Source organism: Methanobrevibacter sp. (assembly GCF_030539665.1).
GTDB lineage: Archaea > Methanobacteriota > Methanobacteria > Methanobacteriales > Methanobacteriaceae > Methanocatella.
The window spans coordinates 182,902-200,011 of sequence record NZ_JAUNXR010000003.1; the positions used below are offsets into that span (position 1 = coordinate 182,902).

Sequence of the window (17,110 nt, forward strand, 5' to 3'; positions counted from 1 at the left end):
GAAATTTAAAATAATATAAGATTAATAAAATAAACTTGATGAAAAAAAATATTTTTGTTTTTATATTGGCAATTCTGCTAATTAATGTGGTGGTAGCTGACGTATCTGCAACCACAGTATTTCTAACATCAGACAATATTGCCAATCCCGACGCAGACAAGGCATTGCTTGATTCAATTAGCAAATATGTTGAAGAACTTAGTAATGGACAAATCAAAGTTACCGTAGACAATTATGCCCCCCAACCTGGGGAAAGTTCAAGAGCTATTGAAGCTAATGACGATGTGAGAGTGGTTTTAGGAGCTTGCTGTGCTGGAAGTTTCTATATTATGGCCAAATATGCAGCCGTTACCACAGATCAAATCATTTACATCAACAGTGGCGATTTTGACTTGGACACCTCCAATAATCTAAGAAGGGCATGGGACGACAACTATTCAAACGGAACATTTGCAGGTATTAACAATCCAGGACAATTTTTGAACGAATCTGGAGTTTCATATATCCAACCCCTTCAAAAATATCCGGATGCAGGTCCTGACGGCTATATAAACACAAATAATGATGAAGTCAGCAAATATATTGCAGAAGAAATTATTAATGCAATTGAAAATCCTAAAAAGGGCGATTCAACCAATTCAGCATTACTTGTGACACATAAGATTCCAGTAAGCAAAATGGCTGAAGGAAGCAGTGAAATGTACTCATCTGGAGAAATAGATGCCGATAAAACATATAACGGCTATAGTGCTCCACAATTGCTTTATTTAACAAGCTCCTATCTTAACGGAAATGGTATTGACAACCCATCCAGCTATGACAATCCATCATCCCCTTTAAAATATTCCATATTTGCAAAGGACTCCTACTCCATATACCAGTATATGGAAATGGGTGGAATCGTTAAGAAATACATGGATGAAAATAATCAGGCTCCAGACTACATCAATTATCAGGGCGCATACCTCAGTTACGACGATCTCCAATATAATTTTGCAAAAATAACTGCAAACCATACAGATTATAGGCATATGGATTTTGAAGGTTCATACAGCTTTGATAAAACTAATGAATCCATACTCATTGACATCCTACCATTTTTATCAATCATAATCCTTGTTTTATTAGTATACCTATTAGTAAAACGTGTTAAAAAAATAATAAAGTTTAAAAAGTAAAAGAATTTAATACTATTTAGAAAAACAAGGAGAGATGAAAAAATGAAAAAGTATATTAGTGAACTTATTGGAACTTTAGTTTTAGTTCTTTTCGGATGTGGAAGTGCTGCAATAGCAGGAAACATCCTCGGTAATTTAGGAATCGCTTTTGCTTTCGGTTTATCAATCGTAGCAATGGCTTATGTAATCGGAGACATTTCAGGATGTCATATTAATCCTGCCGTATCTTTCGGTATGTGGATTACAAAGAGAATGGATACCAAAGATTTTATTTTGTACGTAATTTTCCAATGTATTGGAGCAATAATCGGAATTGCAATTCTTGCTTACTTCATTAATTCCTGCCCTTCACTTGGAGGATACTTAACCACCGGTCTCGGTCAAAACGGATTCGGATCTGCATCCAGTGTTGGAATAACTATGGGCGGAGCATTCGTAGTAGAAGCAATTTTAACATTTGTATTTGTATTTACTGTTCTTGGTGTTACCAGAACCGAAAAAACCGCTGGCGTTGCAGGTATTGTAATTGGTTTAACTTTAGCATTTGTACACATTATGGGAATTCCATTAACTGGAACTTCTGTAAACCCAGCACGTAGTTTAGCACCAGCATTATTCATGGGCGGACAAGCTTTAAGCCAAGTTTGGTTATTCATAGTAGCTCCTTTAGTAGGTGCATTAGTAGCTGGTTTAATATACAAATATCTTTATCCAGAAAACAAAACTTTACCTTATGATGAAATCTAATTTCATCATTCCATTATTTTTTAAAACAAATAAAAATTTCAACACTTTTTTTCTAAACATCTTCTAGAAAAGACAATACTGTTTAAAGTTAAACAGTAGCTTTTTAAATAATTGTTTTAACAACAGTTGCATAGGCAACATTTATATATGTGACTGAATAATGTAATTATATAAATTTAAAAATTTATAAAAAACAGAAATCAGTGAATACAATGAGCATAGAGAATAACAATATTCCATTAACTGCTTGTTTTTCATTCATAAAACAACAACATTATCTTTTTCTAAACAAAGTATTAGAAGATGAAGAGATTAATGCAGGCCAATCTGCATTTTTAATATACTTATTATTCAATAATAGGGCATGTCAGGATGATATAGCTAATCACTATAAAATAGGTAAGGGATCAGTAGCCAGAGGAATTAGAAAACTGGAAGATTTAAACCTAATTTCAAAAGAAACTGATGAAAACAATCGCAGAAAATGCATTCTAACCCTAAATAAAGACGGTGAAAGAATAGCTAAAAAAATTCTTGAAGCGAATAAGAAATGGGAGGAAGAAATATACTCCCAGGTAGATATTCCCAAAGAGAATCTTGAAGATATAATGAAACAAGTGGCAATCAAAACAATGGAAATAAATAAAAAAATCAATATGGAGGGCTTTGATGGCTCAGGCAAATGAATTCGAAGAAGAAACACATAAAAATATTGAAGTTATAAGGGGAGAACCAAAACGGGCTATTAGAAAATTAGCACTCCCAATGGCATTATCAATGTTATTGATTATGCTATACAACCTTGCAGACAGTATTTGGGTATCTGGTCTTGGTGCAGATGCCTTAGCAGCTATAGGATTCATAACACCATTATTTATGATAATCATAGGTCTTGGAAATGGAATTGGTGCAGGTGCAAACTCATTGATTGCAAGAGCAATCGGAGCAAAAAATAAGCAAGTGGCAAATAATGCTGCACTTCACTCAATTCTAATAAGTACAATAATAGGTATCGTAATACCGATCATATTAATTCCTTTGCTTCCTACAATCATTACAATAATGGGAGGAGCACCTACAATGAAATACGCAATGGCTTACTCCTACGTAATTTTCGGATTGATGATTGTATTTATATTCGCATCTGTAATGTCCGCAATTCTAAGATCAGAAGGTGACGTTAACAGAGCAACAATAGCGATTGCAATTACTGCAATATTGAATATAGTTTTAGATCCAATATTCATTTACTCATTAAATATGGGAATTGCTGGAGCTGCATGGGCAACAATCCTATCATCCATAATTTCCTGTATCGTGATGTTCTACTGGATGTGGATTAAAAAGGACACATACATGGATTTAGAGCTATCCAATTTCAAGGCAAGCAAATACGTGACAAAAGAGATTTTGAAAGTCGCCATACCTTCAACTGCGGAACAGCTAATTATTTCCCTTTTGGTAATGTGTATAAATGCAATGCTTGTAATTGTTTCAACAACAACACAAGTAGCAATCTATACCGCAACCATGAGAATTGTCCAAATGGCAATGATACCTCTTATGGGATTAGGAACCGCTCTTTTAACAGTGGGAGGAGCTGCTTATGGTGCTCGTAATTACAAGAAAATGAATACAAGTTTTACTTACACCATAAAAGTCGGATTCATAATATCCATAATATTGGGAGCAATCATGATAATATTTGCACCGCAACTTTCATTGTTGTTCTCATACTCTGCAGAAACAGCATATCTGACTGATAAAATCGCAGAAGTAATGAGAATAATGAGTTTGTTCCTGATATTCATGCCTTTCGGTATGGCTGGAAGTTGCATATTCCAAGGTGTAGGAAGAGGTACCACATCATTAATAATTACAGTCATACGTTCATTGATAGGTGAAGTTATACTGGCATATACATTTGGTATTGCTATGGGCCTCGGATACATGGGAATTTATTCCGGATTAATCGTAGGAAGTTTCATCGGATCAATGATAGGATTTGGATGGGCAAAACTCTTCATAAGAGAATGTAAAAAGCTTTTTGGAAAGAAAGCTGAAAACTAGCATTCTCCCTCTTTTTTTATTTTTAGCTGATTAGAACAACTTTTTCCAATTGAAACACTTCTTTTAAAAAAATTAAAATTTAAATATTAACTAAGAGATAAATATATAAGGTGAATATTTAATGAAAATAGTTGTTGCAATCGGTGGATCTATTCTTTTAAAAGAATATGACCATGCAAAATTCCAGGAATATAGTGAAATATTAAAATCATTATCAAAAGAACATGAACTATTTGTAGTAGTTGGTGGAGGAAGACCTGCAAGAGACTATATAAGTATGGTTCGTAACTTAGGAGCTGGTGAAGCACAATGTGACGACATCGGAATTGAAGTTACAAGAATCAATGCAAGAATATTATTATCTGCTCTTGGAGACTATGCATACCAAAGAATACCACATAATTTCCAAGAAGCTGCAGAATACTCAGCATACGGAAAAATCATTGTTATGGGTGGAACTGAACCTGCACACAGTACAGATGCCGTATCAGCAATCCTGGCGGAATATGTAAATGCAGACAAACTCATAAACCTAACATCCGTTGATGGAATGTTTGATAAAGATCCGAACAAATACGAAGATGCAGAACTAATTAAAGAAATAACTCCTGATGAAATGATTGAACTTGTAAGTGGAAAGGAAACCAAAGCAGGAACCTATGAAATCTTTGATATGACTGCAATTCAAATGATTAAAAGATCTTCTCTTGAAACAATAATAGCTAATGGATTTGAACCTGAAAATCTTGAAAAGGCTATAAATGGAGAAGACATTGGAACTAAAATTATACAATAGGTGATAATTTGGAAAATCTTATTGACATAGGCCTTAACTTAATGCACTCTTCCTTTAGAAAAAATAGGGAGGAAATAATAGAGGAAGCCAAAAAAGCAGGCGTTTCAAAATTCATTATAACAGGCACAAATGTCAATTCTAGCCAAATAGCTAGCGAATATGCATCAAAATTTCCAGATACATTATATTCCACATCAGGTGTTCATCCACATGATGCTAAAACCTGTAACGAGAAAACTCTTGAAGAACTTGAAAGTATAGCTAAAAACCCGTGCGTTGTAGCAATTGGAGAATGCGGTCTTGATTACAATAGGGATTTTTCTCCAAGGGATGTTCAAAGAGAATGGTTTGAAAAACAAATTGAATTGGCTGAAAAACTCGACATGCCATTATTTTTACATGAACGTGATGCTCATGAAGACATGTATAAAATACTAGAAAGGCATCCGGAAATAGCTAAAAAATCTGTTATCCATTGTTTTACAGGTACTAAAATTGAAGCTGAAAATTACATTGATTTAGGTTGTCATATTGGAGTTACTGGATGGATTTGTGATATGAAAAGAGGAAAATCATTGCAGAAAGCAGTTACTGCTATTCCTTCAGACAAATTAATGATTGAGACTGACGCTCCATTCCTAATACCGAAAAACTTTGATGTGAAACCTAAGAAAAATAGAAATGAACCTAAATATCTTCCACATATCCTTAATACAATAGCATATTACAAAGGGGAAGATTCAGAAAAATTAGGTGAAGAAGTTACAAAAACAACAAGAAAATTCTTTAAAATTTAAAATGGTGAAAATATGGCTGTAGACCCACATAAACATTGTCCAATTTGCGGAACCCCAATACCTTTAGATGAATTAGTTTGTTCTCCTGACTGTCAAAAAGTCTGGGATCAAAAAATAGCCCAACATAAAAAATCAAGACTCGTGTTATTTGGCGTAATAGTTGTCTTTATTATTGTATGGGCAGTAATGATGTTTTTAAAATAGGTGTTTAAATGTTACTTTCCTCCACCAATACAATCGACAACAAAGAAATAGTTGAATATAAGGGAATAGTTACAGGAGAATCATTAATAGGTTCCAATGTATACAAAGACCTATTTTCAGGAGTTCGTGACGTAGTGGGAGGAAGAACATCAAAATATGAAGAGGAAATTGAAAAAGCAAGACATATTGCAGTGCAAAGTATGCAGGAAAAAGCTGAAAAACTTGAAGCGAACGCAATAATCGGAATTTCAATTTCTTATGATAACCTGGGCGGAACCATGGGAAACACAATTCTTGTAAGTGCCTATGGAACCGCTGTGAATTATAAATAGAATAAATATGAAATCAAAATTTTCAAAGCCGGAACTGATAAAAGCAGGAAAAGCAGCAGTCTTCATTGCTATCGGTACTTTAAGCGGAATTTTAACATATCAATTTTTTTTATATTTTAATATAGCTATTTTCGGTTGGAATCTTGGTTTGCTATTTGCTCCTTTAGTTGCAGGCTATGTTGAAACATATTTGGCCCTTAAATTTTTACATGAAAGCATAGGAGCGATCAGCGCATTTATACTGTTTATTGTGACAGTAATTTATGGTTTCATATTATTTAACCCTACCCTGGGATTTAATGTCATAACAGTCGGCTCCGCACTTGTAATATTGCAAGCGGCACTGCCGACATTAATAAACTACATCCTAATCGTAGTGATTTTAGGAATAATCTCCTATTTTTTAGGTTTTTTCAAGAAAATAACAGATGCAACCTATTATAAACTGAAAAAAGCATATTACCACAAGATTCTGAAAAAGCCTGTTCCAGTAAAAATAAGCAAAAAGACATTTTACAATGAAAATAAAAACTGTCTTCTTATAAATAAAAGAGGATTCTATTTCTATACAACCACCCACCCTTTAAAAGGTGAAGTTAAACAATATTTCGGTCCTTTTGTTGGAAGCAGTGCCTTTGAAAAAAGAGCGAAAATGGTTTCATCAAATTTTGAAAAAGAAGATCAGGACCTCCTCAGAAGATTTAAAATAGCCCAATATGATGCATTGAACAATCTTGCAGACAATATTGAAAAGGCAGGCGGAAACGGTGTCCTTAATTTAAAAATAGAATTTGAATTGGTTGATATGGCGAAGGGAAGATTCCAAGTGATAGCTCATGGAACTGCCGTGCTGATAAAATAAACCTTAAAATTATAAAAAAAGAGAAGTTAAGGTAAAACCCCTAACATTCTAAGTCCAATATAAACCAAAATTATTGCAAATACTTGTTTTAATCTTTTTTCAGGCAAGCTATGAGATACGTTAGCTCCAAAGTAAGCGAGAGGTACTGAACAGATAGCTATGAAAAACCAGTTGATAAGGTTTATGTACCCTACAGAGTAAGGAAGCGGATTTACACCCCATCCAGATACAATATAAGAAATTACTCCACCTACTGCAGTTAAACATATGTAGACTGAGGAAATTCCAACCGCATCTACCAAGGCAAATCCTAAAAGGGCTGTTAAAGCCACAATGACGAATATTCCACCACCAACTCCTAACAATCCTGAAAGGATTCCTATTCCAATACCTATTATTGCAGCATTTATTAGATTAAACTTTATTTTGGATTCGCTGTCCTTTTTATTAATTGTAAGGAAGTTATATATAGCTATACAAATTAAAAATATTCCAAATATAAACTGCAAAATGTCGGTAGGCAATATTGAAGCTAATTGTCCTCCAATCAAACTCCCGACAATACCGAAAACACCTAACTTTATACCTGGTTTGACCATGTTGCTTGTAGATTTGCTATGCCTATAAGCTCCACTTATTGAAGTTGGAATAATAATGGCTAGACTTGTACCAAGAGCTACAAGCATTGAAATTCTTGGATCCACGTCTATTGATTCCATTAGGAATAGTTGAAGAGGAACAATTAAAAATCCTCCACCAACACCCAATAATCCTGATGCGAAACCTGCTACGATTCCTATTAATGCAAGTCCTATAATATATTCAATTGAAAAAATAATAATCACCTAAATTTAACTATTAATTTATATGTTTAAAAGTGTATAAATAATTAAATATGAAAATCAATAAAACTGTCCTGGCGGGAGTAATCCTAATATTGTTTGGTGGATTGCTATTTATAACCGATGCCTTGAATCCATTTATCAGACCCATAACATACCTATTTCTAATGGGATCATCAAAAGGAAAGGACATTTTATTTTTCGTTTTATTTGGCTTGTTTTTGATAATAAGTCAGGCATATAAAATTAGGGATATTAAATTCAAACCCAATAAATTATTGTTGATATCAATTATAAGTGCAATGTTGCTATTTGCAATTGGACTTTTATTGGAAGTTTATTTGCGTTTGAGACTTGGAACTGGAATTAATACAATATTCATAACCATAAGGCCAAGTTTTTCAACAACCAGCATCTTGCATTCCCATATTATTAAATCTGTTTTGGGAGAACTCCTAACAAGCACCATAAAGCCATTGATTGAAAGCAATATCAATACTGCAACAAGCCTATTTGCATATATCGGCATATTCAGCATTCCTGTTGCGGTTTTAATTGGAATATTGGTTGTTTCAGGATTCCTTTCTGTTCAAAAAAGGGAACCTCTAATTGAAATTCTTTTATGTTTCTTCCTAACCATACTAATCATTGGAGTTTTCGATGGTGGAATAATGGGAACTCCTGGGGCACTGGGATTGTTCGGAGCCATTTTCATATATTGGGATGAATATTACATTTTAAGATTCTGTGGAGAGCTATTTAAACAAAAAAACTTCATAAAAGCCTGCATAAAATATAAACCGGATTACTTGAAAACACCTCACTCCCAGATAAAGTTTTATTTAAATAGAGGAGTGCCTTATTTTATCGGCTTGATGATAATCCTTTTGAGAATCAGCATTTCCATATGGGGAGCTAATCCTGAATACTACGAAGTAGACATTTACAATCCGGACGATAATCTTAACCTAACTGATGACTTTCCAATAACATACGTGAATGCAAGTAGCGACAAGATTGTTTATCATATAGACCCATCCTTAAATGAACATAACCTAACACTCGAACTGTCGGAAAAACTGAATCATACCTGTGATCACTTTACATTATCGTGGAATTGGTACTCATATTTCTAAGAAAAAAATTTAATTAATGAAATCTATAAAGGTTAATTAATGATTTTAAGTATTGTAATACCAACATATAATGAAGAAGAATATCTTCCAGTATTATTGGATAGTATTAAAGAGCAGAACTTTAAAGACTATGAAGTAATAATAGCTGATGCAAACTCAACTGACAAAACCCGCGAAATTGCAGAGGATTACGGTTGTGTCGTGGTTGATGGAGGCATGCCTGCAGTTGGTAGAAATAGGGGTGCTGAAGTAGCTCAAGGAGAATACATTCTATTTTTAGATTCTGATTTAAAGCTAACTGACGAATACTTAAATGATTTATTATATGAATTTAGAATGGAGCGTTTGGGAATTGGAATTACACAAATGACCCCATTGTCCGAAAAAACCTTGGATAAAATAACACATACCTTCGCAAACATTTTCATGATGAGTGTTGAAAGCATAAAGCCTCATGGTGCAGGATGTTACGGAATAATTGTTAAAAAATCACTTCATGACGAGTTCGGCGGTTTTAATGAAGAGCTTACCTTCGGGGAAGACACAGACTATATTGAAAGGATAGCAAAAAAAGAAAGATTCAAAGTTCTTAGAAAACCGAAAATAGGTGTTTCAACAAGAAGGCTAGAAGAAGAAGGACTTCTGACAGTTGCCCGCCAATATAGCAAAAGTACATTTAACGATTTCATAGGAAAAAGAACAGATGCCGAATCATTGAATTATGGGTTTGGCCATTCAAATCCCAGCGGAGCATCCAGGAAAAGATTGGATGAAATAGCTATTGAATCTGAAAATATAATAAAATTAAAAGAGGATTTCGATAAACGTAACAATGATTTTAAAAAGGCTACAAAAAGACTGAAAAATGCCCAATATCCATTGAAATTAAAAATACCAAACAGAGACAAGAAAGTCGTATTCTATACTGTTTGTGGAGAAGGCCTTGGGCATGCCATAAGAAGTGGAGTTATAATTGACGCCATAAAGGAAAAATATGACGTCCATATTTTTACAAGCGAAAGGGCATACAGCTACCTTAGTGAAAAATTTGACAATGTTTATGAAATTGGCGGATTCAATACCGTTTATGAAAACAACCAGGTTTCCAACAGAAAAACATTCTACAATGCCTTAAAAAACAATCCCCATAACTTAAAAGAGGGATATGAGATTTTATATAAAAAAGCAAGGCAACTGAAACCTAATGTAATCGTTACCGATTTCGAGATATATGGAAGTATGGTTTCTAAACTTCTTAAAATTCCGTTAATAAGCTTAGATAACATCCATATGATTACACAAACAAAAATTGACTACCCTCCAAAGCATAAGGCAGCTCTCCTTAAATCAAAAACAATAATAAAAGGATATGTCATAAAACCAAAGATACACATTCTGACAAGTTTCTTCTATCCGAAAATAAAGCCCCACAAAAGAGCGGTGATCTATCCACCTGTTTTGCGTGAGGACATACTAAAACTAAAGCCAACAGTTGAGGATCACATTGTAGTTTATCAGACAAGTTCCAATAACATAAAGCTTGTGAACCAACTTAAAAAATTAGATGAAAATTTCATAATATATGGATTTAACACCTCCAAAAAAGATGAAAACCTGCAGTTTAGGGAATTTAGTGAACAGCAGCTGTATGAGGATTTATCAACTTCAAAAGCAGTCATCGCAAATGGAGGATTTACATTCATTAGTGAATCATTATACCTTAAAAAGCCAACATTCAGCATTCCTGCCAGCGGAAACTTTGAACAGGTCCTGAATGGTTTTTATGTTGAAAAATTAGGATTTGGACAGTATAATGAAGGCATTAATATGAAAAAAATTAAAAACTTCTTAGATAATCTTCCAAAATATCAAAAAAGATTAAATGAAATCAAAAAAACAAACAATAACGGAATAATCAATGAATTGATCTATCGCATTGAAAAATACAGTTAATTAAAAAAAAAGTTTAAAAGGTGAACTATAAAGTTACACCCATTTCAAGTTGTTCTGTTAATTCTTTGTATCTATTTCTAATGGTAACTTCAGTAACGCCTGCAATATCAGCAACGTCCCTTTGAGTTTTTCTCTCACCAAGCAAAACAGATGCAATATACAATGCAGCTGCAGCCACACCAGTTGGGCCTCTACCAGAAGTTAAACCCTTTTCCATAGCTTTTTCAATTATTTCAATTGCTTTTGATTGAACTTCTCCAGACAATCCCAATTCACTTGCAAATCTAGGAACATAGTCAACAGGTGAAGTTGGAGGCAATTTAATATTTAATTCTCTAGTTAAGAATCTGTAAGTTCTTCCCACTTCCTTTTTAGTTACTCTTGAAACTTCGGCAATTTCATCAAGAGTACGTGGAACATTACATCTTCTACAAGCCGCATATAAAGAAGCAGCCACAACACCCTCAATACTTCTTCCACGAATAAGTTTATTGTCTACTGCACTTCTATATACAACGGATGCAGCTTCCCTTACGCTTCTTGGAAGACCTAATCTTGAGGAATCTCTATCTAATTCACTTAAAGCAAATGCCAAATTACGTTCTGTAGCACCAGAAATCCTAATTTTTCTTTGCCATTTTCTTAATCTGTACCATTGTGCCCTGTTTCTAGCTGGAATGTCACGACCGTAAATATCCTTGTTTCTCCAGTCGATCATAGTACTTAAACCCTTATCGTGAATGGTGTAAGTAATAGGAGCACCTACTCTAGTACGTTTATCTCTTTGCTCGTGGTCGAAAGCCCTCCATTCAGGACCCATATCAACAAGATTTTCGTCGATAACCAAACCACATGAAGCACAAATAACTTCAGCTCTTTCATAATCGCCGATTAATTTGTCAGATCCACATTCAGGACATACTGTTTGTTTATCCTTATCGTATACGTCACCTTGCATGATTTCCTTTTCAGTTTTAACGTGTACATCCTTAGGAGCTTCTTTTAATTTTTGTTTCGTGGTCTTCTCCCCCTTCGTTTAGATTTTTTCTGTTTAGGTCTTGATACAAATAGTTTTTCACCATAGTTTTTCTTAATTCTTTTAATATTAGCTGATTTGAATAACCTAATAGACACATATGGATTTTTTGTAGGTCCAAAAACATAATTAACTTTGCCTATCTTATTATTATTGCTATCAAAAACTATGCCTCCGGCATTTGGAGTTTTAGTAGCTCTTGCTATTAGCTTTCCAGAATTTGCAATATGTAAACTGTTTCCTAAAAATTTCATAAAATCAGACTAAAAAAATAATTGTATCAACAGACTATATATTACTAAAAAGTAGTATATAAATGTATCGGAACATTTATATATTAAAATATACTTGTTTTAAATAATTTACTATTCCAAATCAGCAGGATTAATCAAACCAGTAATCTCCATTAAAGATTTGCCCTCATCTAACTGTTCAGTAATTCCCAATTCAGAAAGTTTAATCATAAGAACTTCATTAATAACTTGCACGAATAATGATGCTGGAATTACAACGACTCCAGTTTTATCTCCTAAAAAGAAGTCACCTGGACGAATAATTTCCCCTTCGATAATTAGATTTTCATTTATAGTGCCCAAAGCCAATGGCTTACCTGCATTTGGTGTAAAATCAGATGCAAAAATTGGAAAATCCAAAAATAGAATAGCCTCCATATCCCTTACAGATCCATAGATGGCTACACCTGAAACACCATTATTTTTAGCGTCAGTTGAAGCGAGTTCACCCCAAATAGCCAAATCAGTATTGCTAGATTCAATAAATAATATCTCCCGGTTTTCACATCCGTGAATAGCAACAATTCCTGTTCCCCAATCATCAGAATTGGTTTTAGCTGTAGCAATCCTACCATAAGCTTTCAAGTTGTTAATTGATTTCAATCCTTTTACAACACCAGTTTTTCTAAAAAGATTGTTGTATGCATCAGAGAGCTGACATGAAGATATTCCATCTAAAAGATTTTTTAAATTGATAAATTGATTATAATTATTTTTACCTAACTCTAAATCATCAATAGTAACATCTTTTAAAGTAATATCATGAATATCGATTTTTTTGTTAATATTTTTATTATTATTTAATTTAGATTTAGCTAATACATCTTTAGACATTTAATTCACCAGTTTAAGAAATTTCAATATATAATATTTATCTTCCAAAATATAAAATATTTACTTAATATAACTTTTATATATTAGTTTAATCATATATTAAAATAAGTATTATAAAATAATACATATTAATTAATTAGAGTTAAATTACAATTATTATTATCATTTATCATTCAAAACAAAAACTATAGGAGATTATAAGCTAATAAAAGAAATAGAATACTTAAAATTAAATAAATTACTTAAAAACAATAAGAATAATCTAAAAAAAAAGTATCTTTATAGCCTTAGCTAAAAATACTCCTTAAATAATAATTATAAACTCTTTTTAAATTAAATAATGACTTTATATAAATTAATAACTGTATTTACGTATAATTTATAAGAATTAAATCAATTTAATTATTTAATCATAAATTATCCCTAAATATGTTAAGCTAAGGAGGCTTAATCATGGGAAAAGGAGAAGAATTAACAACAACCAAATACTTAATTCATGCGCAGATTAATGCAAATGGAATTGTTGAAAAACCAGATGTCGTTGGAGCTGTTTTTGGACAGACCGAAGGTTTGCTTAGTAATGACTTAGACTTAAGAGAACTTCAAAGAACTGGTAGAATTGGAAGAATCCAAGTTATGATGAGAGCAAATAGTGGAAGATCAAAAGGAGAAATCGTTATTCCATCCAGTTTAGATAGAGTTGAAACCGCTATACTTGCAGCTTCCCTAGAAACCATCAACCGTGTTGGTCCTTGTGAAGCAAGAATTAACACATTAAAAGTGGAAGATGTAAGGGCTGTTAAAAGAGAGCAAGTGGTAAATCGTGCAAAAGAAATCTATAAAAGCATGGTTGACAGCGTTGGCCCAACCAGCGTCAAAATGATTGAGGAAGTAAGAGATGCAATGCGCGTACATGAAATCTCCGAATATGGTGAGGACAGATTACCTGCAGGACCAAATATACATACCTCCGATGCAATCATTGTTGTAGAAGGACGTTCAGACGTTTTAAACTTATTAAAATATGGCATTAAAAATACAGTAGCTGTAGAGGGAGTTAGTGTACCTCGCTCCATTGGAGAATTGAGTAAAAAAAGAACCACCACTGCATTTGTTGACGGAGACCGCGGTGGAGAATTAATCTTAAAAGAATTGCTCCAAATTGGTGATGTGGACTACATTACAAGAGCTCCAAAAGGAAAAGAAGTTGAAGATCTTGAAAAAGATGAAGTTTTAATAGCTTTAAGAGATAAAGTTCCTACAGAGCAGTTTTTAGCAACACATGAGGACATAATCCCAAATAATGAAAATAAGCACAACAACCATCATCATAAAAAGAACAATCACAAGAAAGATAAATACCATCACAAGAAAAAGGAAGAGAAAAAACCTGCTATAGAGGATGACGAAGTAAGTTTAATGAAAGACATGCTTAAGGAATTTGAAGACTCAGAAACCGCAGCATTTCTTGATGAAGCATTGAACATCACAAAAGAGGTAGCAGTCGAAAATCTCTACAATGAACTTAAAGAAAGTGATGAAAAAATCGACTTGATAATATTTGACGGTGTTGTAAGCCAAAGATTGGTGGATATTTGCGCAACCAAAAACATCAACAGGATCGTAGCTTTCAAATCTGCAAATATTGTTAAGAAACCACGCAATTTACAAATTATTACAATGGATTAAATATATCCATTAACTTTTTTTATTTTTAGCTAGTGAGAATATGGATGAGTATATTCGAACAAAACCTTCAAACAACCATTCTCAAGAAAATATTCCAGTGTTTCCAGTCTATAGAAATGGGGAAAAGATACATCTTCTAGATTATTTCGATTTTGATGAAATGATAGATGACTATCTGGTTGAACTGGAAATTAGAAATTACTCTCCAAACACCATAAAAACATATAATTCAATCATAAATAACTTTTATAAGTTTTTACAAAACGAGGAAAAGCTATTTGATGACAGGCAATTTTTAAGAATTTTCAAAAGATATATCCAACATCTGAAAAGGGACAAGGAAGTTACTCAAAATTACATTTATCTTGTTACAGTTGTTGTCAAAAAATTCCTGGAATTTAACCATATCTACTTTTTAGATGAAATCAGCGCCCCTAAAAGGACAAAATCACTTCCAAAATCATTAAATGAAAAAGAAGTCCAAGATCTGATTGAGGCAGTCACATACAACCCTGAAAGTGACAATGAAAACCAGAAAATTATAAAATCAAGAGATAAGCTAATCTTAACCTTATTATACTCATCAGGATTGAGGGTTTCAGAATTGGTAAATTTAATCGTGAAGGATATCGATTTTGAAGAAAGAACCATATTGATTAGGGGAAAGGGAGACAAGGATAGGGTCGTTCTTTTCGACAAGAATGCTAAACTATTAATATTAGAATATCTCAATCTAAGAAAAACAGACAGCAAACATCTGTTTACAAATAGAAGGGGAAATCCTCTTACTCCTAGATATGTGCAACTGATGATTAAAAAATATGGTGAAAAGGCAGGGATTACAAAAAAAGTGACACCCCATGTTTTAAGACACTCATATGCAACACATTTACTTAAAAACGGAGTTGATATTAGGGTTATCCAACAATTACTTGGTCATTCCAGCCTATCAACAACACAAATCTATACTAGTGTTGATATGGACACTATCAAATCTGTATATGATCAAGCTAAAACACATTAAGCCGTGATAAAATGAAAAATAATATGAGAGTTTTAGCTGGAAATTTAATATGCAAATTAAAGGAAAATAAAGCCGAACTGGTGCTAGATGAAAACATTATAAAAACAATCGGAGAAAACTGTGGAAAAACAGCATTTGTTACAGGAACAAATGGAACAACAACAACCACCAACATACTTAACCATATCCTAGAACATGACAATTCAGTCATTTCAAACGTTACTGAATCAAATATGGATAAATCAGAGCACAAGACCGTTGTTTATGACGGATGTGCCAAATATGACTGGGGAATATTCAAGGTGGATATGGCTGCAATGCCTCTTGTTAGCAAACTAATAAACCCCGATTACATAATAGTAACTAATTTTTTTAGAAGCCAGCTTGACAAATATGGTGCTGAAGAATATACCATAAATTCCGTACATGAATCAATAAAACCTGAAACAACACTTATTTTGAATGGGGATGATCCGTCAACACTATATTTTGACGATTTGAATAATGAAAAGATATATTACTCGAAAAATCACAGCGACTTTTCCCAAAGGAACACCCACGTTGAGGATTTGATATTCTGTCCAAAATGTGGAGCCAGACTAGAGTATGAGTATATACATTATGGAAATATAGGAAAATACCACTGTCCAAATTGCGGTGTGAAAAATCCCATATCTGATTACACAGTGACAGATGTTGGAATTAATGAAGAGGGGAAATTCGAATTTGAGGTCAACAAAAAAGGCCAAATAGTATTGAATCTTCTTGGAAGCTATAACCTATACAATACAATTGCGGCAATTAGTCTAGCTAGAAAAGAAGACATTGACTGTGAAACTATTAAAAATCAGATTGAAGGCATTGAATCCGAAAAAGGAAGAATGGAAGAATTTGAAATAAATGGGAACAAGGTAGTCCTTAGCATATCAAAAAATCCAGTAAGCCTTACCGAAGTTCTGAAGGCGGCAACTTTGGATCCGTCAGAAAAATCATTGATGATTATCTTAAATGATTCAGAAATTGATGGAGAGGACATTTCATGGATATGGGATGCTGACTTTTCAGACATTCTTAAAACAGGAAATATCGATAATTTCTACTGTGGTGGAAGTAGGGCCGAAGATATGGCAATTAGATTAAAATATGAGGACTTTGATTTAGATAAAATTAAATTATGCCCATCAAAATGCAGCATGGAAAATTCAATTGAAGACCTGTTAAATGAAGAAGGAAACAACAGCAAATACATAATTGGAACACAAAGTGCAGTCCCTCAAGCCCGTAAAATTCTTGTGGACAAAATAGGAGATGAATAAA

18 protein-coding genes are annotated in these 17,110 nt (G+C 33.3%); 14 read left to right on the forward strand and 4 right to left on the reverse strand.

All coding sequences use genetic code 11. From position 1 onward, the window contains the following. Positions 1-65: 65 nt before the first annotated feature. The 9 genes from Q4P18_RS05060 (at position 66) to Q4P18_RS05100 (ending at position 6,986) form a co-directional block, all read left to right on the forward strand. Entirely contained in the window at positions 66-1,178 is a 1,113-nt protein-coding gene (locus Q4P18_RS05060; RefSeq protein ID WP_303336344.1) for an adhesin, read from the forward strand. Between the two features lie 42 nt (positions 1,179-1,220). Further along, positions 1,221-1,925, forward strand: coding sequence for an MIP family channel protein (locus tag Q4P18_RS05065; RefSeq protein WP_303336346.1), 705 nt, complete (start codon positions 1,221-1,223; stop codon positions 1,923-1,925). A gap of 212 nt (positions 1,926-2,137) precedes the next feature. Further along, positions 2,138-2,611, forward strand: coding sequence for a MarR family winged helix-turn-helix transcriptional regulator (locus tag Q4P18_RS05070; RefSeq protein ID WP_303336348.1), 474 nt, complete (start codon positions 2,138-2,140; stop codon positions 2,609-2,611). Beyond that, positions 2,595-3,995: an MATE family efflux transporter gene (locus Q4P18_RS05075; protein WP_303336350.1), complete on the forward strand. Its 1,401-nt coding sequence runs from the start codon at positions 2,595-2,597 to the stop codon at positions 3,993-3,995. The genes Q4P18_RS05070 and Q4P18_RS05075 overlap by 17 nt, the downstream gene beginning before the upstream one ends. 121 nt (positions 3,996-4,116) lie before the next feature. Beyond that, on the forward strand, positions 4,117-4,791 hold the full coding sequence (gene pyrH, locus Q4P18_RS05080; RefSeq protein ID WP_303336352.1) for a UMP kinase: 675 nt from the start codon (positions 4,117-4,119) through the stop codon (positions 4,789-4,791). 8 nt (positions 4,792-4,799) lie between these two features. Then, positions 4,800-5,588, forward strand: coding sequence for a TatD family hydrolase (locus Q4P18_RS05085; protein WP_303336354.1), 789 nt, complete (start codon positions 4,800-4,802; stop codon positions 5,586-5,588). Positions 5,589-5,600: 12 nt separating this feature from the next. Further along, on the forward strand, positions 5,601-5,792 hold the full coding sequence (locus tag Q4P18_RS05090) for a DUF2116 family Zn-ribbon domain-containing protein (protein ID WP_303336356.1): 192 nt from the start codon (positions 5,601-5,603) through the stop codon (positions 5,790-5,792). An 8-nt stretch (positions 5,793-5,800) separates the two neighbouring features. Next, positions 5,801-6,124 (forward strand): YbjQ family protein, encoded by a 324-nt coding sequence (locus Q4P18_RS05095; protein ID WP_303336358.1) that lies wholly within the window; start codon positions 5,801-5,803, stop codon positions 6,122-6,124. A 7-nt stretch (positions 6,125-6,131) separates the two neighbouring features. Continuing rightward, positions 6,132-6,986 (forward strand): heavy metal-binding domain-containing protein, encoded by an 855-nt coding sequence (locus Q4P18_RS05100; protein WP_303336360.1) that lies wholly within the window; start codon positions 6,132-6,134, stop codon positions 6,984-6,986. 26 nt (positions 6,987-7,012) lie between these two features. On the opposite strand, the gene Q4P18_RS05105 is transcribed toward Q4P18_RS05100, so the two are convergent. Next, complete coding sequence (locus Q4P18_RS05105; protein ID WP_303336362.1) at positions 7,013-7,831, reverse strand: sulfite exporter TauE/SafE family protein; 819 nt, start codon at positions 7,829-7,831, stop codon at positions 7,013-7,015. Between the two features lie 50 nt (positions 7,832-7,881). Here Q4P18_RS05105 and Q4P18_RS05110 point away from each other — a divergent pair, with 50 nt between their 5' ends. Continuing rightward, the gene (locus Q4P18_RS05110; RefSeq protein ID WP_303336364.1) at positions 7,882-8,964 is read left to right on the forward strand and encodes a hypothetical protein; all 1,083 of its coding nucleotides are present in this window, start codon (positions 7,882-7,884) and stop codon (positions 8,962-8,964) included. Positions 8,965-9,003: 39 nt separating this feature from the next. After that, on the forward strand, positions 9,004-10,917 hold the full coding sequence (locus Q4P18_RS05115) for an MJ1255/VC2487 family glycosyltransferase (RefSeq protein ID WP_303336366.1): 1,914 nt from the start codon (positions 9,004-9,006) through the stop codon (positions 10,915-10,917). A gap of 25 nt (positions 10,918-10,942) precedes the next feature. On the opposite strand, the gene Q4P18_RS05120 is transcribed toward Q4P18_RS05115, so the two are convergent. From Q4P18_RS05120 to Q4P18_RS05130, 3 genes are all read right to left on the reverse strand, one after another. Further along, complete coding sequence (locus Q4P18_RS05120) at positions 10,943-11,875, reverse strand: transcription initiation factor IIB (protein WP_303336369.1); 933 nt, start codon at positions 11,873-11,875, stop codon at positions 10,943-10,945. A gap of 44 nt (positions 11,876-11,919) precedes the next feature. Continuing rightward, entirely contained in the window at positions 11,920-12,207 is a 288-nt protein-coding gene (locus Q4P18_RS05125) for a Gar1/Naf1 family protein (protein WP_303336373.1), read from the reverse strand. Between the two features lie 111 nt (positions 12,208-12,318). Then, positions 12,319-13,080, reverse strand: coding sequence for an RraA family protein (locus Q4P18_RS05130; RefSeq protein ID WP_303336375.1), 762 nt, complete (start codon positions 13,078-13,080; stop codon positions 12,319-12,321). Between the two features lie 453 nt (positions 13,081-13,533). Here Q4P18_RS05130 and dnaG point away from each other — a divergent pair, with 453 nt between their 5' ends. The 3 genes from dnaG (at position 13,534) to Q4P18_RS05145 (ending at position 17,109) form a co-directional block, all read left to right on the forward strand. After that, positions 13,534-14,769: a DNA primase DnaG gene (dnaG, locus tag Q4P18_RS05135; RefSeq protein WP_303336378.1), complete on the forward strand. Its 1,236-nt coding sequence runs from the start codon at positions 13,534-13,536 to the stop codon at positions 14,767-14,769. Between the two features lie 160 nt (positions 14,770-14,929). Continuing rightward, positions 14,930-15,793 (forward strand): site-specific tyrosine recombinase/integron integrase, encoded by an 864-nt coding sequence (gene xerA / locus Q4P18_RS05140; protein WP_303336573.1) that lies wholly within the window; start codon positions 14,930-14,932, stop codon positions 15,791-15,793. Positions 15,794-15,804: 11 nt separating this feature from the next. After that, positions 15,805-17,109, forward strand: a complete 1,305-nt coding sequence (locus tag Q4P18_RS05145; protein WP_303336380.1) for a Mur ligase family protein — start codon at positions 15,805-15,807, stop codon at positions 17,107-17,109. Position 17,110 lies beyond the last annotated feature (1 nt).